This is a genomic window from Cryobacterium fucosi (assembly GCF_004403515.1).
Classification (GTDB): Bacteria; Actinomycetota; Actinomycetes; order Actinomycetales; family Microbacteriaceae; genus Cryobacterium; species Cryobacterium fucosi.
The window spans coordinates 80,576-104,348 of sequence record NZ_SOHH01000038.1; the positions used below are offsets into that span (position 1 = coordinate 80,576).

General features: G+C 69.3%; 21 protein-coding genes. 11 read left to right on the plus strand and 10 right to left on the minus strand.

Annotated features, from left to right (window positions below; all coding sequences use genetic code 11):
• Nucleotides 1-12 precede the first annotated feature (12 nt).
• From prpB to E3T48_RS04095, 3 genes are read right to left on the minus strand one after another with little or no spacing between them, the layout of a single operon-like run.
• Entirely contained in the window at nucleotides 13-924 is a 912-nt protein-coding gene (gene prpB, locus E3T48_RS04085) for a methylisocitrate lyase (protein WP_134522565.1), read from the minus strand.
• The gene (locus E3T48_RS04090; RefSeq protein ID WP_134522566.1) at nucleotides 924-2,498 is read right to left on the minus strand and encodes an MmgE/PrpD family protein; all 1,575 of its coding nucleotides are present in this window, start codon (nucleotides 2,496-2,498) and stop codon (nucleotides 924-926) included. Before E3T48_RS04090 ends, prpB begins: the two co-directional genes overlap by 1 nt.
• A gap of 15 nt (nucleotides 2,499-2,513) precedes the next feature.
• Nucleotides 2,514-3,185 carry a GntR family transcriptional regulator gene (locus tag E3T48_RS04095; protein ID WP_134522567.1) on the minus strand — a complete coding sequence of 224 codons (672 nt, stop codon included), beginning with the start codon at nucleotides 3,183-3,185 and terminating at the stop codon, nucleotides 2,514-2,516.
• A 115-nt stretch (nucleotides 3,186-3,300) separates the two neighbouring features.
• On the opposite strand from E3T48_RS04095, the gene E3T48_RS04100 reads away from it, so the two are divergent.
• From E3T48_RS04100 to E3T48_RS04110, 3 genes are read left to right on the plus strand one after another with little or no spacing between them, the layout of a single operon-like run.
• Nucleotides 3,301-5,265 carry an AMP-binding protein gene (locus E3T48_RS04100; RefSeq protein WP_198417621.1) on the plus strand — a complete coding sequence of 655 codons (1,965 nt, stop codon included), beginning with the start codon at nucleotides 3,301-3,303 and terminating at the stop codon, nucleotides 5,263-5,265.
• 36 nt (nucleotides 5,266-5,301) lie between these two features.
• Nucleotides 5,302-5,661, plus strand: a complete 360-nt coding sequence (locus E3T48_RS04105; protein WP_134522569.1) for a DUF485 domain-containing protein — start codon at nucleotides 5,302-5,304, stop codon at nucleotides 5,659-5,661.
• Entirely contained in the window at nucleotides 5,658-7,301 is a 1,644-nt protein-coding gene (locus tag E3T48_RS04110) for a solute symporter family protein (protein ID WP_134522570.1), read from the plus strand. The genes E3T48_RS04105 and E3T48_RS04110 overlap by 4 nt, the downstream gene beginning before the upstream one ends.
• Before the next feature lie 187 nt (nucleotides 7,302-7,488).
• Here E3T48_RS04110 and E3T48_RS04115 read toward each other — a convergent pair whose 3' ends face one another.
• Nucleotides 7,489-8,268, minus strand: coding sequence for an SDR family NAD(P)-dependent oxidoreductase (locus E3T48_RS04115; RefSeq protein WP_134522571.1), 780 nt, complete (start codon nucleotides 8,266-8,268; stop codon nucleotides 7,489-7,491).
• Between the two features lie 29 nt (nucleotides 8,269-8,297).
• On the opposite strand from E3T48_RS04115, the gene E3T48_RS04120 reads away from it, so the two are divergent.
• The 7 genes from E3T48_RS04120 (at nucleotide 8,298) to E3T48_RS04150 (ending at nucleotide 16,467) form a co-directional block, all read left to right on the plus strand.
• Nucleotides 8,298-9,413 carry an acyltransferase family protein gene (locus tag E3T48_RS04120; RefSeq protein WP_241986647.1) on the plus strand — a complete coding sequence of 372 codons (1,116 nt, stop codon included), beginning with the start codon at nucleotides 8,298-8,300 and terminating at the stop codon, nucleotides 9,411-9,413.
• 140 nt (nucleotides 9,414-9,553) lie between these two features.
• On the plus strand, nucleotides 9,554-10,885 hold the full coding sequence (locus tag E3T48_RS04125) for a bifunctional o-acetylhomoserine/o-acetylserine sulfhydrylase (protein WP_134522573.1): 1,332 nt from the start codon (nucleotides 9,554-9,556) through the stop codon (nucleotides 10,883-10,885).
• Nucleotides 10,886-11,080: 195 nt separating this feature from the next.
• Nucleotides 11,081-12,277, plus strand: coding sequence for a homoserine O-acetyltransferase MetX (gene metX, locus E3T48_RS04130; protein WP_134522574.1), 1,197 nt, complete (start codon nucleotides 11,081-11,083; stop codon nucleotides 12,275-12,277).
• 138 nt (nucleotides 12,278-12,415) lie between these two features.
• Complete coding sequence (locus E3T48_RS04135; protein ID WP_134522575.1) at nucleotides 12,416-13,162, plus strand: hypothetical protein; 747 nt, start codon at nucleotides 12,416-12,418, stop codon at nucleotides 13,160-13,162.
• Between the two features lie 99 nt (nucleotides 13,163-13,261).
• Nucleotides 13,262-14,431, plus strand: a complete 1,170-nt coding sequence (locus tag E3T48_RS04140; RefSeq protein WP_134522576.1) for a sensor histidine kinase — start codon at nucleotides 13,262-13,264, stop codon at nucleotides 14,429-14,431.
• On the plus strand, nucleotides 14,428-15,720 hold the full coding sequence (locus E3T48_RS04145; protein ID WP_134522577.1) for a hypothetical protein: 1,293 nt from the start codon (nucleotides 14,428-14,430) through the stop codon (nucleotides 15,718-15,720). Before E3T48_RS04140 ends, E3T48_RS04145 begins: the two co-directional genes overlap by 4 nt.
• A gap of 69 nt (nucleotides 15,721-15,789) precedes the next feature.
• Entirely contained in the window at nucleotides 15,790-16,467 is a 678-nt protein-coding gene (locus tag E3T48_RS04150) for a response regulator transcription factor (protein WP_241986649.1), read from the plus strand.
• Between the two features lie 129 nt (nucleotides 16,468-16,596).
• On the opposite strand, the gene E3T48_RS04155 is transcribed toward E3T48_RS04150, so the two are convergent.
• From E3T48_RS04155 to guaB1, 6 genes are all read right to left on the minus strand, one after another.
• Nucleotides 16,597-16,899, minus strand: a complete 303-nt coding sequence (locus tag E3T48_RS04155) for a thiamine-binding protein (protein ID WP_134522578.1) — start codon at nucleotides 16,897-16,899, stop codon at nucleotides 16,597-16,599.
• 29 nt (nucleotides 16,900-16,928) lie between these two features.
• Nucleotides 16,929-18,227, minus strand: a complete 1,299-nt coding sequence (locus E3T48_RS04160) for a glycosyltransferase 87 family protein (protein ID WP_134522579.1) — start codon at nucleotides 18,225-18,227, stop codon at nucleotides 16,929-16,931.
• A gap of 53 nt (nucleotides 18,228-18,280) precedes the next feature.
• Complete coding sequence (locus tag E3T48_RS04165) at nucleotides 18,281-19,159, minus strand: ADP-dependent NAD(P)H-hydrate dehydratase (RefSeq protein ID WP_134522580.1); 879 nt, start codon at nucleotides 19,157-19,159, stop codon at nucleotides 18,281-18,283.
• A gap of 188 nt (nucleotides 19,160-19,347) precedes the next feature.
• A complete protein-coding gene (locus E3T48_RS04170) occupies nucleotides 19,348-20,403 on the minus strand; it encodes a hemolysin family protein (RefSeq protein WP_134522581.1) in 1,056 nt (351 codons plus the stop codon).
• The gene (locus E3T48_RS04175) at nucleotides 20,396-21,751 is read right to left on the minus strand and encodes a hemolysin family protein (RefSeq protein WP_134522598.1); all 1,356 of its coding nucleotides are present in this window, start codon (nucleotides 21,749-21,751) and stop codon (nucleotides 20,396-20,398) included. The genes E3T48_RS04170 and E3T48_RS04175 overlap by 8 nt, the downstream gene beginning before the upstream one ends.
• A 184-nt stretch (nucleotides 21,752-21,935) precedes the next feature.
• Nucleotides 21,936-23,375 carry a GMP reductase gene (gene guaB1, locus E3T48_RS04180; RefSeq protein ID WP_134522582.1) on the minus strand — a complete coding sequence of 480 codons (1,440 nt, stop codon included), beginning with the start codon at nucleotides 23,373-23,375 and terminating at the stop codon, nucleotides 21,936-21,938.
• Nucleotides 23,376-23,506: 131 nt separating this feature from the next.
• Between guaB1 and E3T48_RS04185 the strand changes: the two genes are divergently transcribed.
• Nucleotides 23,507-23,773 (plus strand): 2-oxoglutarate dehydrogenase E1 subunit family protein (locus E3T48_RS04185; RefSeq protein WP_134522583.1); only part of this gene is annotated, 267 nt, incomplete at its 3' end.

Genomic DNA, 23,773 nt, shown 5'->3' on the forward strand with positions numbered 1-23,773 from the left:
TCCTTTACGTTTCTACGAGGGAAGATCCGGGTTGAGGGTGAAGTTGAACACCCCGGAGTCGAAGTGGTTGTAAGCCGGGTAGTCGAGCAGCTCGTAGAGCTCCGCCCGGTGCTGCATTTCCGGCAGGAGCGAGGTCAGGGACCCCTCCGCTTCGATGGTATCGAGGCCGCGCTCCGCCGCGCCCATGGCCAGCCGCAGAAGCGAGACGGGGAAGATGACGATGTTCATGCCCACGTCGGCGAGCTGCCGCACGGTGAACAGTTCGCCCTTGCCGAACTCGGTCATGTTCGCCAGGATCGGCACGTCGACGGCAGCACGGATCGCGGCGAACTCGGCCAGCGACGCCATCGCCTCGGGGAAGATCGCGTCCGCGCCGGCGTCGACGAGCTTCTTCGCCCGGTCGACGGCGGCGGCCAGGCCGTCGACGGCACGGATGTCGGTGCGCGCCATGACCAGGAAGTTCGGGTCCCGCCGCGCGTCGACCGCCGCGCGGATGCGCTTGGCGGCCGTTGCCTCGTCGACGACCTGCTTGCCGTCGAGGTGCCCGCACCGCTTGGGGTTGACCTGGTCCTCGATGTGCATCCCGGCCAGGCCCGCGTCTTCGAGGGTCTGGATGGTGCGCGCCACGTTCATCGGCTCGCCGAAGCCGGTGTCGGCGTCGACGATGGCGGGAAGGTCGGTCATCCGGCTGATCTGCTGGCTGCGCCCGGCGACCTCGGTGAGGGTGGTCAGGCCGATGTCGGGCAGGCCCAGGTCGGCCGACAGCACCGCTCCGGAGATGTACACGCCCTCGAAGCCCTTGGCCGCGATCAGCCGGGCCGAGAGCGGGTTGAACGCGCCGGGGAAGCGGAGCAGGCGCCCGCCGGCGAGCGCCGCCCGGAAGTCTGCGCGCTTCCGGGTCGGGGTGACGGTGGAGTAGAGCATCAGAAGATTCCGTTCGGGGTGGGGAGGGAGGCGAGCAGGCCGTTGGCGGCCACGATGGTGAGCTCGCCGAGTTCCTCGGGAGCCAGTCGCGGGAGGCGCTCGGCGGCGCTGAGGAAGCGCACGATCTCGCTCTCTTCGAGCACGTCGGCGGCGAGCACGCGGAACTTGTTGATGTATTCGGCGCGGCCGAACGGCCTGGCGCCGAGCGGGTGCGCGTCGGCGACCGCGAGCTCGTCGACGATGCGGGTGCCGTCGGTGAGCAGGATCTCCACCCGGCCGCCGAAGGCCTTCTCGGCCGGGTCGAGCGAGTGGTACCGCCGGGTCCACTCGGGGTCTTCGGTGGTGGTGACCCGGTTCCAGAGGGCGATCGTGTCGGCGCGACCGGCGCGTTCGGGCCGGTAGGAATCGACGTGGTGCCAGCTGCCGTCCTGCAGGGCCACCGTGAAGATGTACGGGATCGAGTGGTCCAGGGTTTCCCGGCTGGCGGTCGGGTCGTACTTCTGCGGATCGTTGGCCCCGGAGCCGATCACGGTGTGCGTGTGGTGGCTGGTGTGGATGACGATGGATTCCACGATGTCCCTGCCGTCCGGTCCCTGAGCCTGCCCGTCCGGTCCCTGAGCCTGTCGAAGGGCGGGGTGCTCGCGGTGCAGCTTGCGGGCGAGATCGATCAGGGCCTGGGCCTGGTATTCGGCCGAGTGCTCTTTGGTGTAGCTGTCGAGGATCGCCCGCTTCGCCTCGCCTGCGCCCGGCAGGGACACATCGTAGGCGGCATCCGGGCCGTCGAGCAGCCAGGCGATCACGCCGTCTTCGCCCTCATAGATCGGTGTCGGGCTGGTTTCGCCCCGCATTGCGCGGTCGACGGCTTCGACCGCCATCTTGCCGGCGAAGGCCGGCGCATAGGCCTTCCAGCTGGAGATCTCGCCCTTGCGGGACTGCCTGGTCGCCGTCGTGGTGTGCAGGGCCTGGCCGACCGCCTGGAAGATCGTCGCCGGGTCGAGGCCGAGCAGGGTGCCGATGCCGGCCGCTGCCGACGGACCGAGGTGGGCGACGTGGTCGATCTTGTGGGCGTGCAGGCTGATCGCCTTGACCAGGTCGATCTGCACCTCGTAGCCGGTGGCGATCCCCCGCACGAGGTCGCGCCCGGTCAGACCCCGGGAGGTGGCGAGGTGCTGGGCCACCGCGACGACCGGCGGGATGTTGTCGCCGGGGTGGGAGTACTCGGCGGCGAGGAACGTGTCGTGGTAGTCCAGTTCGCGCACGGCCACGCCGTTCGCCCAGGCCGCCCACTCCGGCGACACCCGGCGCGAGCGCTGTTCGCCGAACACGGCCCCGCCGACCCCGTTGAAGGAACGCGGATGGGCCAGCGCCTGCGACCGGGCGGCGACCACGGGTCGACGGGTCAGGGAGGCCGCCGCGACGGCCGCGTTGTCGATGACCCGGTTGATGATCATCTCGGTCACCTCGTCGGAAACCGGCACCGGGTCGGCGGCGCACTCGGCGATCTTCCAGGCGAGCTGATCGGTGCGGGCCAGGGTCTCGTCGCTGCGGTGAACACGAACGTGGTGCTGCTGCACGGTGGTTCCTTTCGGTTAGGCGACCGGGCCGGTCGGCTGCCCCTGGATCGCCGCGAGGACGTTCGTGAGGCTCTGCTGGAGGTGGACGTGGGTGGCGTGGGCCGCCAGCGACGTGTCGCCGGCGATGATGGCGTCGATGATCAGCAGGTGCTCGGTCGCCGCGCTGCGCAGCCGGTCCGGGTTGCCTCTGGCCAGGCGGCGGATGCGGGCCAGGTGCGTGCGCACGGTGGCCAGCGCGCCGACCAGGAACGGGTTCGCGACGGCATCGCCGACGGCATCGTCGAACTCGTCGATCAGGTCGTAGTAGCGGTGCAGGCCGGCCGTGCCCTGGGCGAGCAGCTCCGGGGCGGCGAGGAACTGGTCCCGCAGCGCCAGGAAGACCGCGGGGTCGCGGCGGTCGGCGGCGATCCGGGCGGCGTGCTCCTCGAGCGCCCGGCGCACCTCGTACAGTTCGCGGATGCTGTCCACCGACATCTCGGTGACCATGAAGCCCCGGCCCGGCCGGCCGGCGACGAGGCCGTCGGCGATCAGTCGGGCGATGGCGGCGCGCAGCGGCGTGCGCGACACGCCGATCCGCGCCGACTGCTCGATTTCGAGCAGCCCGGCGCCCGGGGTCAGGATCCCGTCGAGGATTTCCCCGCGCAACTGACGGTAGGCGCGCTCGCTGGCACGTACCGGTGCGGCCATCCCCACCGTTGGGGTTTCTGTATACACAAACCACATGTTATTCCCTTTGAGGGGGTTCTATGCAAGACTTCGAGCATTCTATGTATACATAGGAGCTTCAATGGGGAGGTTCACAATGACAAGCGACAACACCGTCGGTTATCACGAAACGTGGCAGCGGAGCATCGACACCGACACGCGCGCCGGTTTCTGGCTCGAGGCCGCGCAGGCCGTCGACTGGATCACGCCGCCCCGCGTCGCCCTCCAGGAGCGCTCCCCCGGCACCTGGCGCTGGTTCCCCGACGGCGAGCTGAACACGAGTTACAACGCCCTCGACCGCCACGTGCTCGCCGGGCGCGGAGAGCAGACCGCCGTGATCTACGACTCCGCGATGTCGGGAACGCGCATCCGGATCAGCTACCTCGAACTCCTCGGCCGGGTGTCCCGCTTCGCCGGCGTGCTCAGGGAGAACGGCGTCGGCACGGGCGACCGGGTGATCGTCTACCTGCCGATGATCCCGGAGGCCATCGTCGCGATGCTCGCCTGCGCCAGGATCGGCGCCGTCCACTCCGTCGTGTTCGGCGGCTTCGCCGCGAGCGAGCTGGCCGTGCGCATCGACGACGCCCGGCCGACCGTGATCGTGACGGCATCCGGCGGCCTGGAGCCCGGCCGCGCGGTCGAATACCTGCCCCTGGTGCAACGGGCCATGGCCCAGAGCGCCGGATCGGTGCGTACGGTGATCGTGCGGGACCGGGAGATGATCCCGGGTAGTGCGGCCGACTATGCCGGCGCCGATGACGGGGTCGCCTGGCTGGACTGGGCGATCGAGGAAGCGAAGGCCACGCCCGCCGACCCGGTGGCCCTGCGTTCAGAGGACCCGCTGTACATCCTCTATACCTCGGGAACGACCGGGAACCCGAAGGGCATCGTGCGCGACAACGGCGGCCATGCCGTCGCGCTGGCCTGGTCGATGCGCAACATCTACGCTGCCGGGATCGGCGACGTGTTCTGGGCCGCATCCGACGTCGGCTGGGTGGTCGGCCATTCCTACATCGTCTACGCCCCGCTCCTGGTCGGGGCGACCACCGTGATCTACGAGGGGAAGCCCATCGGCACCCCGGATGCCGGCGCGTTCTGGCGCGTCATCGAGGAATACAAGGTGAAGGTCCTGTTCACCGCGCCGACCGCGATCCGCGCCATCCGCCGGGTCGACCCTGAGCTGCGGGAGCTCGAGAAGTACGACCTGTCCAGCCTGCACGGGCTGTTCCTGGCCGGGGAACGCCTCGACCCGGAGACCTACCACTGGGCCAATGACGGCCTGCACTGCCCCGTCGTCGACCACTGGTGGCAGACCGAGACCGGCTGGGCGATCTGCGCCAACCCCCGAGGCATCGCCGAGCTCGAGACGAAGCCGGGTTCGGCCACCTTCCCCGTGCCCGGCTACGACGTCGTCATCCTCGACTCGAAGGGCAAACCGGTCACCCGGGTCGGCAAGGACGGCAACATCGCCATCCGGCTGCCGCTGCCGCCGGGCAACCTGCTCGGCATCTGGGGCAGCGAGGAGCGCTTCGCGAGCGCCTACCTCACCGCCTTCCCCGGCTTCTACGCCACCGGCGACTCCGGCCACTTCGACGACGACGGCTACCTCTACGTGATGGGCCGCACCGACGACGTGATCAACGTGGCCGGGCACCGTCTCTCCACCGGCTCGCTCGAGGAGGTGCTCACCCTGCATCCGGCGGTCGCCGAGTGCGCGGTGCTCGGCGTGCACGACCCGCTCAAGGGCCAGCGCGCCGCCGGTTTCGTCACGCTGAAGGCCGGCGCGTCGATCGACCACGACACCCTCGCGACGGAGCTCGTCGCCCTGGTGCGCGAGCATGTCGGCCCCGTCGCCGCGTTCAGGGACGTGACCATCCTCGACCGGCTGCCGAAGACCCGCTCGGGCAAGATCCTGCGCAAGACGATCCGGCAGATCGTCGACGGCGAGCCGTACACGGTGCCGCCCACGATCGAGGATCCGTCCACCCTCGACGCCCTCGCCCTGGCCGTCCACGGCGCGACCGCGCACGGCGCTGCCGGCACCCACCAGGTCACCCCGTAGCATCCGTCACCACCCTCACCGGAGCAAAGGAGCCCCATGCAGGAACCAACGAAAGACTCACTCCCGGATGGCCCGTCGCCGTCGACCATCGACTACGTCGCGTTTGAACAAACAGCAGGGTTCCTCAACCTGAGGCACAAGAGACGCAGTTTCGTGCTGCCTCTCGCGGCGATCTTCCTGCTCTGGTACTTCGCGTTCGTTCTCGTCGCGGCCTACCTGCCCGACGTGATGGCCATCCCGGTCTTCGGCCGGATCAACCTGGGCCTCGTGCTCGGGCTCGGCCAGTTCGTCACGACCTTCGCCATCACCATGTGGTACGTCTCCTACTCGAACCGCGTCCTGGACCCCCTGGGCCAGACCCTCCGCTCCGAACTCGAAGGGCTGGTCCAGAAATGACCGCCACCATCATCGCGCAGGCCCTCGCCGCGCAGGCGGCCCAGGCCGTCAAACCGGCCGAGAACAACCCCGTGCTCAACATCTCGATCTTCCTCGCCTTCGTGGCGGTGACGCTGATCGTGGTCATCCGCGTCGGGCGCAACAACAAGACCGCGGCCGACTACTACACCGGCGGCCGCTCCTTCACCGGGCCGCAGAACGGCTTCGCGATCGCCGGGGACTACCTCTCCGCCGCGTCGTTCCTCGGCATCGTCGGGGCCATCGCGGTCAGCGGCTACGACGGCTTCCTCTACTCGATCGGCTTCCTGGTCGCCTGGCTCGTCGCCCTGCTGCTGGTGGCCGAGCTGATGCGCAACACCGGCAAGTACACGATGGCCGATGTTCTCTCCTTCCGGCTGAAGCAGGGGCCGGTACGGGTGGCGGCGGCCACGACCACCCTGGCCGTGTGCTTCTTCTATCTCCTCGCCCAGATGGCCGGAGCCGGCGGACTCGTCTCGCTGCTCCTGGGCATCAATGACAAGCTCGGGCAGTCCATCGTGGTCACGGTCGTCGGCGGCCTGATGATCCTCTACGTGCTGATCGGCGGGATGAAGGGCACCACCTGGGTGCAGATCATCAAGGCGTTCCTGCTCATCATCGGCGCCTTCGCGATGACCGTCTGGGTGCTCGCCATCAACGGCTTCAACTTCTCGGCGCTGCTCGACACCGCCGTCGCGGCCTCCACGAGCGCCCCTGGCTCGGCGATTCTGGTTCCCGGGCTGAAGTACGGCACCAACCCGCTGGACTTCATCTCCCTGGCCATCGCCCTCGTGCTCGGCACGGCGGGACTGCCGCACGTGCTGATGCGCTTCTACACGGTTCCCACCGCCAAGGAGGCCCGTCGCTCCGTCGTCTGGGCGATCTGGTTGATCGGCGCGTTCTACCTGTTCACCCTGGTGCTCGGGTTCGGTGCGGCCGCGCTCGTCGGGGCCGACACCATCCTCGCCGCCCCCGGCGGAGTGAACTCGGCGGCACCGCTGCTCTCGCTCGCGCTCGGCGGGCCGATCCTCCTCGGCTTCATCTCGGCGATCGCGTTCGCGACGATCCTCGCCGTCGTGGCCGGGATCACGATCACCGCCGCCACGTCGTTCGCGCATGACATCTACATGAGCGTGATCCGGAAGGGCAAGGGAAACCCCGACAGTGAGGTCAAGGTGGCCCGTCGCACGGTGGTCGTCATCGGCATCCTCGCGATCGCCGGCGGAATCGGCGTCCAGGGGCAGAACATCGCCTTCCTGGTCGCCCTCGCCTTCGCCGTCGCGGCGAGCGCGAACCTGCCGACCATCCTCTACTCGCTGTACTGGCGCGGCTTCACCACCCGCGGCGCGGTCTGGAGCATGTACGGCGGCCTCGGCGCCACCGTGGTCCTGATCGTGTTCTCTCCGGTCTTCTCCGGCACGCCGACCTCGATGTTCGGCGACGCGGTCAATTTCGCCTGGTTCCCGCTGAGCAACCCCGGCATCGTTTCCATCCCGCTCGGTTTCTTCCTCGGCTGGCTCGGTTCGGTCACGAGCACCACCAAGGAAGACCCGCTGCTCGCCTCCGAGATGGCGGTGCGCGCGCTCACCGGCCACGGTGCCGAGAAGGCTGTCGAGCACTAGCCAGCCCTGCCCCTACCCGCGTTGTGCCGCGTTGTGCTGTGCTGTGCTGTGCCGTGCTGTGCTGTGCCGAATTCAGGAGTTGACGGGTGATTTGCGCCGAAACCGGGCCGAATCGGTCCCGATCGGGGCTCGACTCCTGAATTCGGCACAGGCACGATGGCGTGAGTGGCCGGGCGGATGCCGCGGGTCAGGGCTTGGGGAGGAGGGGGCCGCGCGCGATTCGCGTGGGAGCAGCCTGGGCTACCGGCTTGATCGTGATCAGGTCGAGGTTGACATGGGCAGGGCGTTCGACGCTCGACACGATCGTCTCCGCGATGTCCTCCGCCGTGAGCGGGTTCGGCACCCCGGCATAGGCGGCCGCCGCCTTCTCCTCGTCGCCGCCGAACCGCACGAGGCCGAACTCGTCGGTCCTGACCATCCCGGGGGCAACCTCGATCACCCGGATGGGTTCGCCGTTGAGCTCGAGACGCAACACCTCCATCAGGGCGTGCGCGGCGAACTTCGCCGCGTTGTAGCCGCCCCCGCCGAGGTAGGCGACGTGCCCCGCGATCGAGGTGACCGTGACGATGTCGGCCGAACCGCCACCCGCGCGGATCGCCGCCCGGAGCAGCGGCAGCACTGCGCTCGTGACGCGTTTGACCGCGAGCACGTTGATCTCGAACATCCAGGCCCAGTCGTCGATCGACGAGTTCTCGACGCTGTCGAGCCCGAGCGCGCCGCCCGCGTTGTTGACCAGCGCGTGCACCGGCCCGGATGCCGCGAGGAAGTCGCGCAGGGCGTCGACGTCGGCCTGGCGCGTCAGATCGGCGGTGAACACCGCGGCTCCGGTCTCCGCGGCGAGCGCCGCGAGGCGGTCGGCCCGGCGGGCGACACCGACCACATCCCACCCACGTTCGCGGAACAGGCGCACCGTGGCGGCCCCGATTCCCGAGCTCGCACCGGTCACAACAACTCTTTTTGTACCCATGGCACCATTCTGCTGGGAGAATGGTCTTGATGAGTCCTCCAGTCACCGGCGCCCGCCACCCTCAGAAGCGTCGAGTCCCGCTCTGGGACAACGCCCGCTGGCTCACCATTGTTTTGGTGGTCATCGGTCACGCGATCCTGAAACTGATCGCCGAGTCGGATGTCGCCTACGAGGCGTACCTTTTCATCTACTCCTTCCACGTTCCTCTTTTCGTTGCCGTGAGCGGGTACTTCGCCCGCTCCGGCCCGCCTGGCACCCGGCAACTGCACCGGCTGCTGACCGATTTGGTCTTCCCCTACGTCGTCTTCGAGACGCTGTGGACACTCGTGCATTGGCTGCTTGGCGGCGAATTCCGGATGGACTACTCCAGCGCGTCCTGGACCCTCTGGTTCCTGATCGCACTCCTGGTCTGGCGCATCATGCTGCCGTACCTCGTGCTGCTGCGCTATCCGTTGTTGATCAGCATCGCCATCTCGATCGGGTCGGGATATGTGATCGCGATCGACAGCACCTTCACCCTGTCACGGACCCTCGGGCTGCTGCCCTTCTTCGTGTTCGGCTGGCACCTGCGGCAATGGCGCCTGACGTCCCGCTGGCTGACGTTGGACAACGGTGCGGTCTGGCGTTGGAGGGTCGGCGCCCTCACCCTGTTCACAGCCTTGTCGGGCGTCATCGTCCTGAACATCGACGCATTGCGGGGCCTCAGGATTCGTCGGTTCCTGCTCTACAACGAGGCATACCCGCTCTTCGGCTACGACCAGATCTGGGCCGGTGGCATCCGTTTGGGCCTCATGCTGCTCGCCTTCGCCCTGATCATGGCGTTCCTGATGCTGGTGCCCCGGCGCCGAACCTGGTTTACGACGTTGGGCACGGCCACGATGTACGTGTATCTCTTCCACAGCGTGCTGCTGTTCCCGCTGCGAGAGACGGGCGTGCTTGACGGACCGCAACCGGCCTGGGTCCTACCGGGGATGGTCGTGCTCAGTGTGCTGATCGCCATCGTGCTTTCCCTCCCGTTCGTTCGGAAAACCTTCCGTCCCCTGGTCGAGCCGCGGGCGCGCTGGCTGTTCCGCAAGCACGAGTCCACGCACACCGGCACGATCGTGCTGCCGCCGATGGATCCGCCGCCCGCCGAACCGTCCTGATCTCGCCGATTCACCGGCCATGCCCCGCGTGTGACGCCGTGTTTCATGGGCCGTTGCCACCCCTCGGGGCGGATGCCTAAACTCGCACCCAGAGCGATGGACGGTCCACGCTCGTCGAGGATTATCAGGGAGACCACCTCATGAGCGACAACGCAAACGACTGGAAGTTCGAAACCAGGCAGGTTCACTCCGGCGCCCGGCCTGACCCCACCACGAACGCCCGGAACACCCCGATCTACCAGACGACCTCCTACGTCTTCAACAATGCCCAGCACGCGCAGAACCTGTTCGCGCTGGCCGAATTCGGCAACATCTACACCCGCATCATGAACCCGACCCAGGCCGTCGTCGAGGAGCGCGTCGCCGCCCTCGAAGGCGGGACCGCGGCGCTGCTGCTCGCGTCCGGCCAGGCCGCGTCGACGTTCGCGGTCCTGAACATCGCCGAGGCCGGCGACCACATCGTGTCGTCCAGCTCGATTTACGGCGGCACCTACAACCTGTTCAAGTACACGCTCGCCAAGCTCGGCATCGAGACGACGTTCGTCGAGAACCAGGACGACGCGGCCGAGTGGGCCCGCGCCGTGCGCCCGAACACCAAGCTCTTCTTCGCGGAGACGATCGGCAACCCGAAGATCAACGTGCTCGACATCACCCTCGTCGCCGGCGTCGCCCATGAGGCCGGCGTCCCGCTGATCGTCGACAACACGATCGCGACCCCCTACCTGATCCGCCCGTTCGAGCACGGCGCCGACATCGTCGTCCACTCGGCCACCAAGTTCCTCGGCGGCCACGGCGCGGTCATCGGCGGCGTCATCGTCGACGGCGGCAGCTTCGAATGGTCGAAGAACGTCGAGAAGTTCCCGGGCCTGACCGAGCCGGACCCGTCCTACCACGGGGTCAGCTACACCGGCGCCGTCGGCGACCCCATCGCCTACATCATCAAGGCCCGCGTGCAGTTGTTGCGCGACCTGGGTGCCGCGATCGCCCCGGCGAGCGCCTGGCAGCTCATCCAGGGCATCGAAACCCTGAGCCTGCGGATCGAACGTCACGTGCAGAACGCCCAGGAGATCGCCGAGTGGCTCGAAAACCACCCGGACATCGCGTCGGTCAACTACGCCGGGCTGCCGACGAGCCCCTGGTATGCCGCCGCGAACAAGTACGCCCCCCAGGGCGTCGGCGCGGTGCTCTCCTTCGAGCTCAAGGGCGGGGTGGATGCCGGCCGCGCCCTGGTCGACAACCTCGAGCTGTTCAGCCACCTGGCCAACATCGGCGACGTGCGCTCGCTCGTGATCCACCCGGCCTCGACCACCCACGCGCAGCTCACTCCTGAGCAGCAGCTGACGGCCGGCGTCACGCCCGGCCTGGTGCGCCTGTCCGTCGGCATCGAGAACATCGCCGACCTCACGGCCGACCTCGAGCTCGGCCTGGCCGCTGCACGCGCCGTCGTGGAGGCCTCCCGCGCCAACGCCTAGCCCCTGGGTGTCAAATTCGACGGAGATTTTCCGTGATCCGGGGCTGAAACACAGTTTTCCGGGTCATTTCGTCAAAATCTCCGTCGAATTCGACGAGGCTCGGGGCAAGAAAGGTGTGGGACGTACGGATGCTGCGCGCGAGTTCGCGCGTAACAATCAGACGGAGGTGCTCGAGGTTCGCCAGAATGGGGGCGTATGGAATGGCAATTCTCGGCAGACACGGTCCCGTCCAGCTTCGTCACTGAAGCCCAGGCGCGCTCGCTCCTCGGCAAGCCACCGGCGACCGGCGCGTGGCGCGACGGCGACCCCGTCGGGTCGCGCCGCTTCCTCCACGTCGGCCCGCTGCGGTTCGAGGCCGGCGGCAGCCTGGGTGCCGTGCGCATCGCGTACGAGACCTGGGGCGAGCTCTCCCCGTCCCGCGACAACGCCGTGCTCGTGCTGCACGCGCTCACCGGCGACAGCCACCTCGTCGGCGCCGCCGGCGACGGCCACGTCACGGCGGGCTGGTGGGGCGGCATCGTCGGTCCGGGGCTCGCCATCGACACCGACCGCTGGTTCGTGGTGGCGCCGAACATGCTGGGCGGCTGCCAGGGCAGCACCGGCCCCGCGTCGCTCGCGCCCGACGGCACCGAGTGGGGCACCCGCTTCCCGTACCTCACGATCCGCGACCAGGTGGCCGCACAGATGGCCTTCGGCGACCGTCTCGGCATCGACCGCTGGGCCGCGGTCGTCGGCGGTTCGATGGGCGGGATGCACGCCCTCGAGTGGGCGATCGAGGCGCCTGAGCGGGTGGCGCGCGTCGCCGTCCTCGCAGCACCGCCCGTGACGACGGCCGACCAGATCGCCTTGAACTCGGTGCAGATCGAGGCGATCCGTTCCGATCCGCTGTTCCGGTCGGGGGACTATTACGACGCCGACGACGGTCCCACCCGCGGCCTTGCCCTGGCCCGCCGGATGGCCCTGCTCAATTACCGCAGCCCCGCCGAACTCAACCTCAGGTTCGAGCGCGCCTGGCAGAGCGAGATCAGCCCGCTGGGCGCCGGCGGCCGGTTCGCCGTCGAGTCCTACCTCGACTTCCACGGCAACAAGTTCACCCGCCGGTTCGACGCCAACAGCTACATCACTCTCGTGCAGGCGATGGACTCGCACGATGTCGGCCGCGGCCGCGGCGGTGTCGCCGCCGCCCTCAGCCGGGTGACGGCCCGCGCCGTCGTCGTCGGCATCGACAGTGACCGGCTGTTCCCGGTCGAGGGCCAGCGACGGATCGCCCGGCACCTCCGACACAACATCGACGGCGCCGACCCGGTCGTGCTCGAATCGGGGTACGGCCACGACGGTTTCCTGATTGAGACCGAGACCATCGGCGCCCAGCTGGACCGTCTGCTCGACTGACCTCGACGGACTTCGACTGGCCGCGGCTGGCCCGACTGGCCCGACCTCGCCGGCGACCGCGACGCCGAGGGGTTGACAGCCGCTGCATTCAGGGAAAGCCTGAAAATCGGGTGATTCCCCGCGAGGATGCCCGAGAGGATGTCTGCCATGAAACCCGCCTACGTCGTCATGCTCGTGCTCGTGCTCGTGCTCGGAACGGTGTTCTCGCTGATCGGCCTCGGGATGCTGACCGGCGGTGTGGCCGCCACAGCGGCGGGCTCCCAGCAGGCGGACAACAGATTCTTCAGCGCGCCGGCCGCCTCATTCTCCGCCGACTCCTACGCGCTCACCTCGCCCGGGCTGGACGTCGCCGGCACGTCCGGAATCCCCACCGGGGTCGCACGCATCCGGCTGGAGGCAACGAGCACCGGCGGCGATGTGTTCATCGGAATCGCCCCGCAGGCCGAGGTCGACCGCTACCTCACCGGGGTGCACCACACCGAGCTCGTGGACGTGAGCGTCTCCCCGTTCCGGGCGGAGTACCGGGACGTCGCCGGTGCGGAACGCCCCACCCTTCCCGGCGACCAGGACTGGTGGACGGTGTCGGCCTCCGGACCGGGCACGCAGCAGGTGGTCTGGGACGTCCAGCCCGGCGCCTGGGCCGTCGTCGTGATGAACTCGGATGCGAGTCCGAACGTGGCCGTGCAACTGCGCGCCGGCGCCCGGCTCGGTCTGCTCGGCCCGCTCGCGATCGGTCTGGTGATCGCCGGCATCCTGCTGCTGCTCGGAATGGCGCTTGTCGTTCTCGGCGCCATCGGGCTGGGGCGGGGCACCCAACCGCCACCCGGCACACCGCTGGCCGCCCAACCGCCACCCGGCGCGGAGCGGGTCGCATCGACCAGATGATCCACAAGCGCAGGAACCAGTGTCGGCCGGATCACGAGAAAACGGGTCAGGGCCGGATATGGTGCTTCATAGGGCAGCATGAGGGGTAATCCAGACGACATGCAACGAATTAGCAAAGAGCGCGACCGCCTCCTGCGGAGAGCCGCCCGATTGTCCGGCCTCGCCGGGTCGGTGGCGGTTCTGCTCGTGATGCTGGTTCCCGGCGGTCTCAGTCTGGCCCTGCTCGGTCGTTGCCTGCCGGTGCTCCTGCTCATGGTCGTCGGCCAGTACCTGCTTGGCCGTTCCGGCCGGATTCGCTGGGTGGCCCTGATCGTGCTCTCCGGCAACGGGATCATCCTGCTGATCGGCTTTTCCGGCCAGCGGACCTCCGGCCTGAACCTGGTCGAGGAGACCGTCATCGGCGCAGTGGCCGCGACCGCGACGAGCTCCGTCGCACTCGTCCTGGTCGTCAGTACGCGCCGATTGATCCTGCTGTTCGCCTTGTTCTCGGCCACGCTGGCCAGCGTCCTCGCGACCATGATCACCTCCGCCGGGGCGATCGTCCCGCTGGCGATCACGATCTGCGGCTGGTTCGCCGTTGCGCTCGCAGGCTGGTGGATCGCCCAAAGCGTTCCCCGGGTGATGCAGCGCATCGCCGCGATCGGCCGCGCCCACCTGGCCGAACGACACGCCAGCGAACTGGAGGCGCAGCGCCGCCAGGACGCCAGGCTCCTGCACGACACCGTGCTCGCCACCCTCACGCTGCTCGCCCACTCCGGTGTCGGCGTCAGCCCGGCCGCGCTCCGCCAGCAGGCGGGCGATGACGCGCGGCTGTTGCGGCAGTTACGCCTGGGTGGACTGCCGACGCCGCGTCGCTCGGGCGTGTACACCCTCGAACGGGCCACTGAGTCGACCCTGGGCAGCACCCTGGAATCGGTGAAGCAGCGCTTCGGCCGGCTGGGGCTCGAGGTGGACTGGCACGGCAGTGGGCAGGTGCTGCTGCCCAGCGACGTCCTCGACTCGTTCCTGCTCGCGCTGGGCGAATGCCTGGAGAACGTGCGCCGGCATGCCGGGGTCGACCGGGCCGACGTCACGATCTCGGATGACGACACCACCGTGCGCGCCATGGTCACCGATGCCGGCGTCGGCTTCGATCTGCTCGGGGTGAGCGCCGAACGGCTCGGTTTTGCCGAATCCGTCGTGGCCCGGCTGCGAGACGTCGGCGGCAACGCCAGGCTGTTCTCCTCCCCCGGCTCCGGCACGACCGTTGTCCTGGAGGTGCCGAAGTGATCGGCCCCGACCTCGTCGACGTCTCGCTGGACGACGTCCGGGTCCCCCGCGCGAGCCGGAAGAACCTGCGCCTCAAAGAGGTCCAGGAGCGCCAGGACCGTCGGCGCACCTTCCGCCGCCCGGAGCGCACGGTCAAGACCACCCGCGCGAACCAGAGCGGCCTCGGCGGCCGTCACCTCGGCATCGGCCTGTCCTTCAGCGGCGGGTTCATCGCCCTGTTCCTGTTCTGGCGTTTCATGATCCAATGGTTCGACTACTCGAATCCCCTGCCGAGCCTGGCGGCGTGGACGCTCCTGATGGCGACGACGACGCTCGCCCTGGTCACGGTGCAGCGGCTGTCGGCGCGCATGCCCGACTGGCTGTTCGCCGCGGCCCTGGCCAACGGAAGTGTCGTGGTCGTGCTCGACCTCGCCGGTTCACGCGGACCGGACGGGTCGGAGATCTACCCGACCGCGGCCGCGGCCGTCGGTTCGCTGTTGATCGCCCTCGTAACGGTGCGCCGCGGCCGCGATGTCGTCACGTCGGCCGCCGTGCTGGCCGCGGTTCTGTTCCTCGGCGCCATCACGGAGTCCCGCCCGGACCCGCTCACCCTCGCACCGGAACTGCTGGCCATCGGCCTGGCCATCATGCCGCCGCTGTTCGGAGTCGCGATCGTACGGTCGTTCCGCCGGATGGCCCAGCGAGAGCTTGATCTGGTGCTCGTGCAGAGCACGGTCTCCCAACCGCAATTCGCGGTGGGCATGCTCGCCTCCGAGGAACTCGCGCGGATCGACCTCGACGCGGAGACCCTGCTCGACGACGTCGCCCAGGGCCGGACCGCCCTTCCGCTCAGCGCCGACAAGTCGACGACGGCCTCCACCCTCGCCACCCAATTGCGCCTGCACCTGATCCGGGGCCGACGCGAAACGTGGCTGTACCATGCGATCACCGAGTCGGAGTTCCTCGGCCCTTCCGTGAACCTGCACGACCCCGCGGGCCTGGCCGGGTTGCTCGACCCGCCCCAACGCGACGCGCTGCTCCGCACGATTTGGCTCCTGATCAGCGACACAACTCGTGCCGAGGCCGCCGTTTCGCTCTCGCTCGGTCCGATCAGGTCCACGCACGGCGTCCGCGCCCGCCAGAAGTTGCGATTTCCAATCGAATTGACTACAACGGGTGTGCCACGGCGGCGTGTGGACCCCGAGACGTGGCAAGCTATCCGAGTGGTCGGTCCTCACATCGATTCAACCAGGGACGGGAGTCTCCGGGTGGAAATCGAGTGCAGTATCCACAATCCCGCGGATGCTTGAGGTCTGCGACGGAGAGCCGTCGGGCTTTTTGGTCGGGTGCAACGGCAGTAGGAGGCAGCAATGACGAACATGACAATGACGAATATCGAAGTGCCGGGCAGGGAATGCCCCATCCGGCTGGCCTTGGTCGACGATCATCGAATGCTCCTCGGCGCCCTCACCGAGTGGATCAGGGGGGCGGCGGACGACATCAACATGGTCGCCGCCGTCACGACCTGGCCGGAGCTGCTCACCCACCCCGAGTTCCCCGTCGACGTCGTGCTCCTCGACCTCGACCTCAAGGACAACATCCCGGTCTCCCTGAAGATCTCCACCCTCAAGACCGCCGGCGTGAAGACCGTGCTGATGAGCACGTATTCCGAGCCCGGCCTCGTGCGCGAGGCGCTGGCTGCAGGGGCGCTCGGCTACCTCGTCAAGAGCGAAGAAGCGAACATGATCGTTGAGGCGATCCGCGCAGCCTACGAGGGTGAGTCCTACATTTCGGCCGAGCTGGACGAAGCGCTGAGCGCCGGCACCAGCGGCGGCTCCCCCCGGCTGAGCGCCCAGGAGCGCCGGGTGATGGCACTGTACGGCGCCGGCGAGCCGGTCAAGGCCGTGGCACACCAGCTCGGTATCTCCGAGGAGACCGCGAAGTCCTACCTCAAGCGGATTCGCGAGAAGTACCGTCTCGCGGGCTTCGACGTGGGCACGAAGGTCGCCCTGCGGAAGCGCGCCATCCACGACGGCATCCTCCTGCAGACCGACTAGCCGCCGCCCCCGCCCGCCCGGTGGTCGAGCCGCCCGGTGGTCGAGCCGCCCGGTGGTCGAGCCGCCCGGTGGTCGAGCCTGTCGAGACCCTGGCAACAAGGTCTCGACGAGTTCGACCACCGACTCAGGTCACGCCTCCAGCGCCGCCTCGAGCCGCTCGACCTTGCTCGTCAGCTCGCCGGTCCGGCCGGGTCGGATGTCCGCCTTCAGCACCAGGGACACCCGGGGCCCCCAGGCGCCGACGGCCTCGGTCGCCGCCTTCACCACGGCGAACACCTCGTCCCAGTCGCCCTCGATGGTCGTGAACATCGAATCGGTGTGGTTGGGCAGGCCGGACTCGCGCACAACCCGGACCGCTGCGGCGACGGCGTCGTGTACGGAGCCCTCGGCGTCGTGGCCGCCGGATGGTGCGACCGAGAATGCGACGAGCATGGGTTCTCCTTCTGATTGGTGGTGCCTGGTCACTGCGGAGCGGTCGTGGGGAGCGGGGCGGGGACGGACGGTTCCGCCTGCGGGGCCGAGAGCCAGACCTGGCCCAGCGCCCAGCCGAGGAGGACGAACTCGAGCAGGTTGCGCCCCGTCAGCACCAGCACCATCAGCGGGTCGGCGACGAGAAGCCACCGGTACAGATAAGGGTAGACGAGCTGGGTGAGCGCGGCGATGACCAGGGCGAGGACGGCCGGCATCCGCCACGCGCGGCCCCGCACCAGGAGCCCGAGGATGACCGGCGCGGCGAGCCAGGCGACGAACTGCGGCGAACCGACCTTGTTCGCCAGGATCAGGGTCAGCACCAGCGCCAGCACGAGCGGCGGGTAGAGCCGGTCCCAGGTCGCTCCCCTGCGTCGGGCCTGCCAGCCGAGCAGGAGCACGGCGGCCACCGCCATCACGAGCAGCGGCGTCATCAGGGCGATCGCAACGTTGGTGCCCGTGCCGATGACCTGGTAGGTGAGGATCTGCTGGTCGTAGTAGATGAAGGCGCCCGGCAGTCCAAGCGCCGCCTGCCACAGCCACAGCCCGCCGACGGGGGATTCGATCTGGATGCCCCGATCGGCCTGTTGGCTGAGGAAGCTGAACACGTTCGTCCCGCTGCCGAGGCCCAGTGCCACGGCGACGATCGCCGCGCTGGTGGCGGCGAGCACGGCGAGCACCTGCCAGCGCCGTCTCGACACCACGAACAGCGCCGCAACCAGCGCGACCGGCCAGACCTTCACCCAGGTGGCTGCGGTGAGCAGCACCGTCGCGGCGAGCGGCCTGGCGCGCACCCAGAGCACCGCGACCACCGCCATCGCCGCGGTGACCGCGTCGATCCGGGCCAGGGCGATCGGTCCGAGCAGCGGCAGGAAGGCCAGCCACCAGCCGGCGGCCAGGAGCGCGCGGCGGTCCCGGCCACGCCCGAGCAGAATCGCGAAGGCGACCCCGTCGAGCAGGATCACGATGCCCAGCCAGGTTGCCGGGTAGAGCTCCGGACCGAACGCGAGGGAGGCGAAGATCGGCACGACCGCGAGGATCGGGTACACGAAGCCTGTGTCGATGCCCACGACCGCGTGGCCCAGCATGGCGTCCATGGCCCAGTCGAAGTAGACCTTCTGCACGTCACCGAGCGGCCAGCCCGGAGCGAGAAGGCAGAGCAGCACGAGCGCGAGGTGCACGAGGACGAAGCCGGCCCAGAGCGTCGCCCGGGGCGCGGATCCGAGCCGGGCCGCAAGGGTCGAACCGCGCGTCGGCTCACGCGTCGGCTCACGGGCGGCGGGATCAGGCACGCTCAACTTTCCCACACCGGAGAGCCCCGATGGGTGTCGTTCGGTCGCCCCGTTCAGACGGTCGTCGCCGCCCGGCGGCCGCCGGGCGCCGGCGCCAGGAGCGCCGCGATCGTGGCGGGTACCGCGCCTGCCACGTCCAGGGCCGTGATCGGGCCGCCATTCGACGCTCGCCCGGCGGCGAGCGCGTGCACCAGAGCCGCGGTCGCGGCGAGGGCGACGAGGGCGTCCGCATCGGTGTCGATGGTGGCGGAGTGCGTGGCGAGCAGGGCGCCGAGGATGCCGGCGAGCACGTCCCCGGAACCGGCCGTTGCCAGCCAGGCCGGCGCACCGGTGACGCGGAGGCGGACGCCGCCCGGCGACGCAACGAAGGTGGTGGCGCCCTTGAGCAGCACCGTGACGCCGAGCTCGGTTGCTGCGCGGCCGGCCCACTCCCCCGGTGAGACCGCGATCTGGGCCGCCGTGACCGGCTTGCCCGGGCGGCTGAGCAGCCCCGCCAGCTCCCGGAAGTGCGGGGTGACCACGGTCGGTCCGGTCGCGTGCGCGATCAGGTCGAGCACGCCGGCGTCGCACACGGTCGGCAGTCCGGCCGCGAGGGCCTCCACCAGCGCGGTGGCGGTCCCGTCGTCCCGGGCGGCCGCATCCATGCCCGAGCCCAGCAGCCACGCCTCCACCCGTCCGGGAACCGTGACGACCTCCGGCCGGCGCTGGAGCACGAGGTTCGACGCCCGGCGCGGTCCCAGGTAACGCACCATTCCCACGCCGGTGCGCGCGGCCGCTTCGACTCCGAGCACGGCCGCGCCCGGGTACTGCCTCGACCCCGTGCGCACGCCGAGCACGCCGCGGCTATATTTGTCGTCCACCGGCTGGGGAACATCGATCCAGGCCCGCGCATGCCGCTCGTCCCACTCCAGCCAGTCCCGCGGTTCGCTCATGCACTCACGATAGGTTGTTTCGGACAGATCCGGGCCGTCGGAGTTCGCGCGGTCCTCCGCCACCGACTACCCGCCGGGAGGCTGGCATGAGGACGACTCCGCCACCGTCGCCGGCTGGGCCGGGAGCTGCTGCGAGGTCCGCATTTCCCGCGGCGGGGCGCCTCGGCGCCCCACCGGAATCCGCACGGTCAGAGCCGGCGGGTCGCGTCCTGCACCTCGCCGACGAGTTCCTCGATGATGTCCTCGAGGAAGAGAACGCCGGTGGTCGCGCCGACCGCCGTGAACGAGCGCGCCAGGTGCGCTCCGGAGCGGCGCATGGTGGCGAGGGCGTCCTCGAGGTCGGTGCCCTCGAAGATCGACACGAGGCGGCGGATGCGCTTGGCCGGGATCGCCTCGGCGTAGCCGCCCTCGCCTGCCCCGGAGTCCCCGTCGAGGTCGAGGACGTCCTTCAAATGGATGTATCCAGTCGGTTCGCCGCCGTCGGTGACCAGCACATAGCGGGAGAACCCGTGCCTGGTCACGGCCTTCTCGACGTCGGCCGGAGTGGCCGATTCGGGGAGGCTGATCAGGTCGGCGAGGTTCACCGCGACATCCTTCACCTTGCGGGTGGTGAACTCGAAGGTGGCGCTGAGCGCGCCGGTGCCGTCGCGCAGCACGCCCTCCCTGGTCGACTGGGACACGATCGTGGCGACCTCGTCCAGCGTGTAGGTGCTGTTCGCCTCGTCCTTGGGCTGCACCCGGAACAGCCGCAGGACCAGGTTGGCCGTGGCGTTGAGGACCACGATGACGGGTTTGACCAGCCGGCCGAAGAGGACGAGCGGCGGGGCGAGGAGGAGCACCGCGCGGTCGGGGATGGAGAACGACAGGTTCTTCGGCACCATCTCACCGAACACGACGTGCAGGTACGAGACGAGGAGCAGGGTGATCACGAAGGCGATCGCGCTGATCGCCTCGACGGGCAGGCCGGTCAGGCCGAGCGGGTACTCGAGCAGGTGGTGGATCGCCGGCTCCGACACGTTCAGGATGAGCAGCGAACACACGGTGATGCCCAGCTGGGTGGTGGCCAGCATCAGGGTGGCGTGCTCCATCGCCCAGAGTGCGGTCTTGGCGCTGATCCTGCCGGCCTCGGCGAGAGGTTCGATCTGCGACCGGCGCGCGGAGATGACCGCGAATTCGGCGGCGACGAAGAATGCGTTGGCCGCGAGCAGCACGAACAGCCAGACGATTCCTGCCCAGTCACTCATTCGGGCTCCCTTCGCCGCGGCCCGGACGGCCGGCATCCGGCTCACCGCTGCCCGGTTCGAGGGCACCCGGTTCGAGGGTCGGCGTGAACCGCAACCGGTCGATTCGCCGGCCGTCCAGGCGCTCCACCGTGAACTCGCCCGCGTCGATCATGACGGTGTCGCCGACAACGGGAAGGCGGCCCAGTTCGCTCATCACGAACCCGGCGACGGTCTCGTACGGCCCGTCGTCCGGCACGGTGATGCCGGTGCGTTCGAGGAGCTCGTCCGGGCGGAGCATGCCGGGGAAGGTGAGCGAGTCGGTCGACAGCACGACGCCCGCGCGGGCGCGGTCGTGTTCGTCGGCCACCTCGCCGACGAGCTCCTCGACCAGGTCCTCCAGGGTCGCCACCCCGGCCGTTCCGCCGTACTCGTCGACGACGATGGCCATCTGGTAGCCGCGGCCGCGCAGCTCGACGAGGAGCCCGTCGAGCTTCATGGTCTCCGGCACGCGAACGGCCTCCGATTGCAGGGCCGACACCGGGACATCCGCGCGTCGCTGCCGGGGCACGGCCACCGCCTGCTTCACGTGCACGATCCCGACGATGTCGTCGACACCCTCATCGACGACGGGGAAGCGGGAGTAGCCGGTTTGGCGGGCGAGCTCGATGACCGCCCGGGCGGAGGCGGTGCGCTGGATGCTCGCCACCCGCGGCCGCGGGGTCATCACGTCGGATGCCGTGTGCCCCGAGAACAGCAGGGTGCGGTGCAGCAGGGTCGCGGTGTCCTTCTCGAGCAGTCCGGCGCTGGCCGAGCGGCGCACCAGCGACGACAATTCCTCGGCCGTGCGCGCCCCCGACAGCTCTTCCTTCGGCTCGATCCCGATCGAACGCAGAACCCCGTTGGCGCTGCCGTTGAGCACCAGCACGGCCGGTTTGAACACGGTCGTGAACAGCGTCTGGAACGGGATGACGAGCTTAGCCGTCTGGATCGGCAGGGCGAGGGCGAAGTTCTTGGGCACGAGCTCGCCGATGATCATCGACGCGAGCGTGGCGATGACAACGGCGAGCGTCGTCGCCACGACCGGCACGACCCCATTCGGAAGCCCGACTCCGGTCAGCGGACCGGTGAGCAGGGAACTGAGCGCCGGCTCCATCGCGTATCCGGTGAGAAGGGTGGTCAGGGTGATGCCGAGCTGCGCGCTGGAGAGGTGCGTCGAGGTGATCCGGAGCGCGGCAATGGTCAACGAGAGGCGGGTCTCGCCGCGGTCGCGGCGCGCCTCGAGGTCGGAGCGGTCGAGGTTGACCAGGGCGAACTCGCTGGCGACGAACAGGCCGGTGCCCACGGTGAGGATCAACCCGACGCCGAGCATGAGCCACTCAAACACGCGGTTCACCGCCCCGGTTCACGGGCGAGTGTCCGTTGGGACGGCGGGAATGGTGGCCGGGCGAATTCGCAGAAGGGGGGTCGTCCATTATTCCCTCAACTATACCGGCCCTGACCGGCGAGGCGGCGGCCTCGGCCGGCCGGGGCCGCCCCGTTTCCCCCGCGTCCGGCTACCAGGAGACGGGCAGGGCCTTGCCCTCCTCGTACCCGGCGGCGGACTGGATTCCGACCAGCGACCGGGTGTGGAACTCAGCCACGCTCGTCGCGCCCGCGTAGGTGAACGAGCTGCGCACTCCGGAGGTGATCATGTCCAGCAGGTCCTCGAGCGACGGGCGCAGCGGGTCCAGGTAGATCTTCGAACTCGAGATCCCCTCGGCGAAGAGGGTCTTGCGGGCCAGCTCGTACGGGTCGAGGCGATCGAACCGTTCACGGACGGCCTTGGTGGAGGCCATCCCCCAGCTCTCCTTGTAGAGGGCGCCGGCGGCATCGGTGGCGAGGGTGCCGGGGGCCTCGATCGTGCCGGCGAACCATGACCCGATCATGACGGATGCCGCACCCGCGGCGAGCGCGAGCGCCACGTCCCGCGGGTAGCGCACCCCGCCGTCGGCCCAGACGTGCGCGCCCAGCTCCCGCGCGGCGGCCGCGGTCTCGAGCACAGCGGAGAATTGCGGCCGCCCGACCGCCGTCATCATCCGGGTCGTGCACATCGCGCCGGGGCCGACGCCGACCTTCACGATGGTGGCGCCCGCGCCGACCAGGTCGGCCACGGCATCCGCGGTGACCACGTTGCCGGCCACGATCGGGATGCCGAGGTCGAGGTCGGCGACGATTTTCAGCGCGCGCAGCATGCCCTCCTGGTGGCCGTGGGCGGTGTCGAGAACGAGCACGTCGACCCCGGCGGACGCCAGGGCGCGCGCCTTCGCGGCCACGTCACCGTTGATCCCGATCGCGGCGGCCACGCTGAGCCGCCCCTGGGCGTCGAGCGCCGGCTGGTAGAGGGTGGAGCGCAGGGCGCTCTTGCGGCTGAGCGTGCCCACGATGGCACCGTGGTGCAGCACCGGCGCGAAGTCGAGTTCGGCCGCCGTCATCAGGTCGAACGCGCGGCGCGGGCCTTCGATGTCGTCGGCGTCGAGCGAGGTGAGCCGGCCGTGCAGCAGATCCCCGAGCCGGGCATCGGACAGCGCCGTGGCCAGGCGGGCGGCATCGATGCAGCCCAGGTAGCTGCCGTGCTCGTCGTTGATCACGAGACCCTGGCCGGCCACCGGAGGAACCTGCCGCAGGGCAAGTGCTACGGTGTCCGCCGGGCCGAACACGAAGGGGGTGTCGAACCTGGTCGACTGGGCCTTCACCCAGCGGATGGCGGCGTCCAGCTCCTGCAGGTGCATGTCCTGCGGCAACACGCCGAGCCCGCCGCGTCGCGCCAGCGCCGCGGCCAGGCGCGGACCGGTCACCGAGTTCATGTTCGCGGAGACGACGGGGATGGTCGCGCCGGTTCCGTCGCCGGGGGCGAGCGAGACGTCGAGTCGACTCCGGATGCCGGATTGACTGGGCACCAGGAAGACATCCGAGTACGTGAGATCGTGGCTGGGTACCGCTCCATAGAACTGCATGGAAATAACGCTAGCCCCCCGCGCGGATGCCCGCAGCCATGCCCGGGGGGATTAGGCTGGACGGGCAGACCGAATCGACGATTTTTCATCGCCTGGACATTCAGAATCAACGCAGAGAGTGGGAACCGGCTGTGTCAAGCCAGTTGACCGGTAGTGGATCCGACGAGACCACGTCGGGTGAATTCGGAGCAAACGAGTGGCTCGTCGACGAGCTGTACGAACGGTACCTCGTCGACAAGAACCAGGTGGACGAGTCCTGGTGGCCCGTCCTCGAGAGCTACCACCAGACCGCGAGCGGCCAGACGGCCGCCGGGGTGACGGATGCCGGGGCGCCGGCCGCCGAGGCTGCCCCCGTCCAAGCGGCGGGCGCGGCAGCAGCCGCTGCCCCCGCCAGCCCG

Coding starts and splice junctions, on each gene's coding strand:
- prpB (WP_134522565.1), bottom strand. CDS start 924: ATGCTCTACTCCACCGTCACCCCGACCCGGAAGCGCGCAGACTTCCGG.
- E3T48_RS04095 (WP_134522567.1), bottom strand. CDS start 3,185: ATGGCCGCACCGGTACGTGCCAGCGAGCGCGCCTACCGTCAGTTGCGC.
- E3T48_RS04100 (WP_198417621.1), top strand. CDS start 3,301: ATGACAAGCGACAACACCGTCGGTTATCACGAAACGTGGCAGCGGAGC.
- E3T48_RS04105 (WP_134522569.1), top strand. CDS start 5,302: ATGCAGGAACCAACGAAAGACTCACTCCCGGATGGCCCGTCGCCGTCG.
- E3T48_RS04110 (WP_134522570.1), top strand. CDS start 5,658: ATGACCGCCACCATCATCGCGCAGGCCCTCGCCGCGCAGGCGGCCCAG.
- E3T48_RS04115 (WP_134522571.1), bottom strand. CDS start 8,268: ATGGGTACAAAAAGAGTTGTTGTGACCGGTGCGAGCTCGGGAATCGGG.
- E3T48_RS04120 (WP_241986647.1), top strand. CDS start 8,298: ATGAGTCCTCCAGTCACCGGCGCCCGCCACCCTCAGAAGCGTCGAGTC.
- E3T48_RS04125 (WP_134522573.1), top strand. CDS start 9,554: ATGAGCGACAACGCAAACGACTGGAAGTTCGAAACCAGGCAGGTTCAC.
- metX (WP_134522574.1), top strand. CDS start 11,081: ATGGAATGGCAATTCTCGGCAGACACGGTCCCGTCCAGCTTCGTCACT.
- E3T48_RS04135 (WP_134522575.1), top strand. CDS start 12,416: ATGTCTGCCATGAAACCCGCCTACGTCGTCATGCTCGTGCTCGTGCTC.
- E3T48_RS04140 (WP_134522576.1), top strand. CDS start 13,262: ATGCAACGAATTAGCAAAGAGCGCGACCGCCTCCTGCGGAGAGCCGCC.
- E3T48_RS04150 (WP_241986649.1), top strand. CDS start 15,790: ATGACAATGACGAATATCGAAGTGCCGGGCAGGGAATGCCCCATCCGG.
- E3T48_RS04155 (WP_134522578.1), bottom strand. CDS start 16,899: ATGCTCGTCGCATTCTCGGTCGCACCATCCGGCGGCCACGACGCCGAG.
- E3T48_RS04165 (WP_134522580.1), bottom strand. CDS start 19,159: ATGAGCGAACCGCGGGACTGGCTGGAGTGGGACGAGCGGCATGCGCGG.
- E3T48_RS04170 (WP_134522581.1), bottom strand. CDS start 20,403: ATGAGTGACTGGGCAGGAATCGTCTGGCTGTTCGTGCTGCTCGCGGCC.
- E3T48_RS04175 (WP_134522598.1), bottom strand. CDS start 21,751: ATGCTCGGCGTCGGGTTGATCCTCACCGTGGGCACCGGCCTGTTCGTC.
- guaB1 (WP_134522582.1), bottom strand. CDS start 23,375: ATGCAGTTCTATGGAGCGGTACCCAGCCACGATCTCACGTACTCGGAT.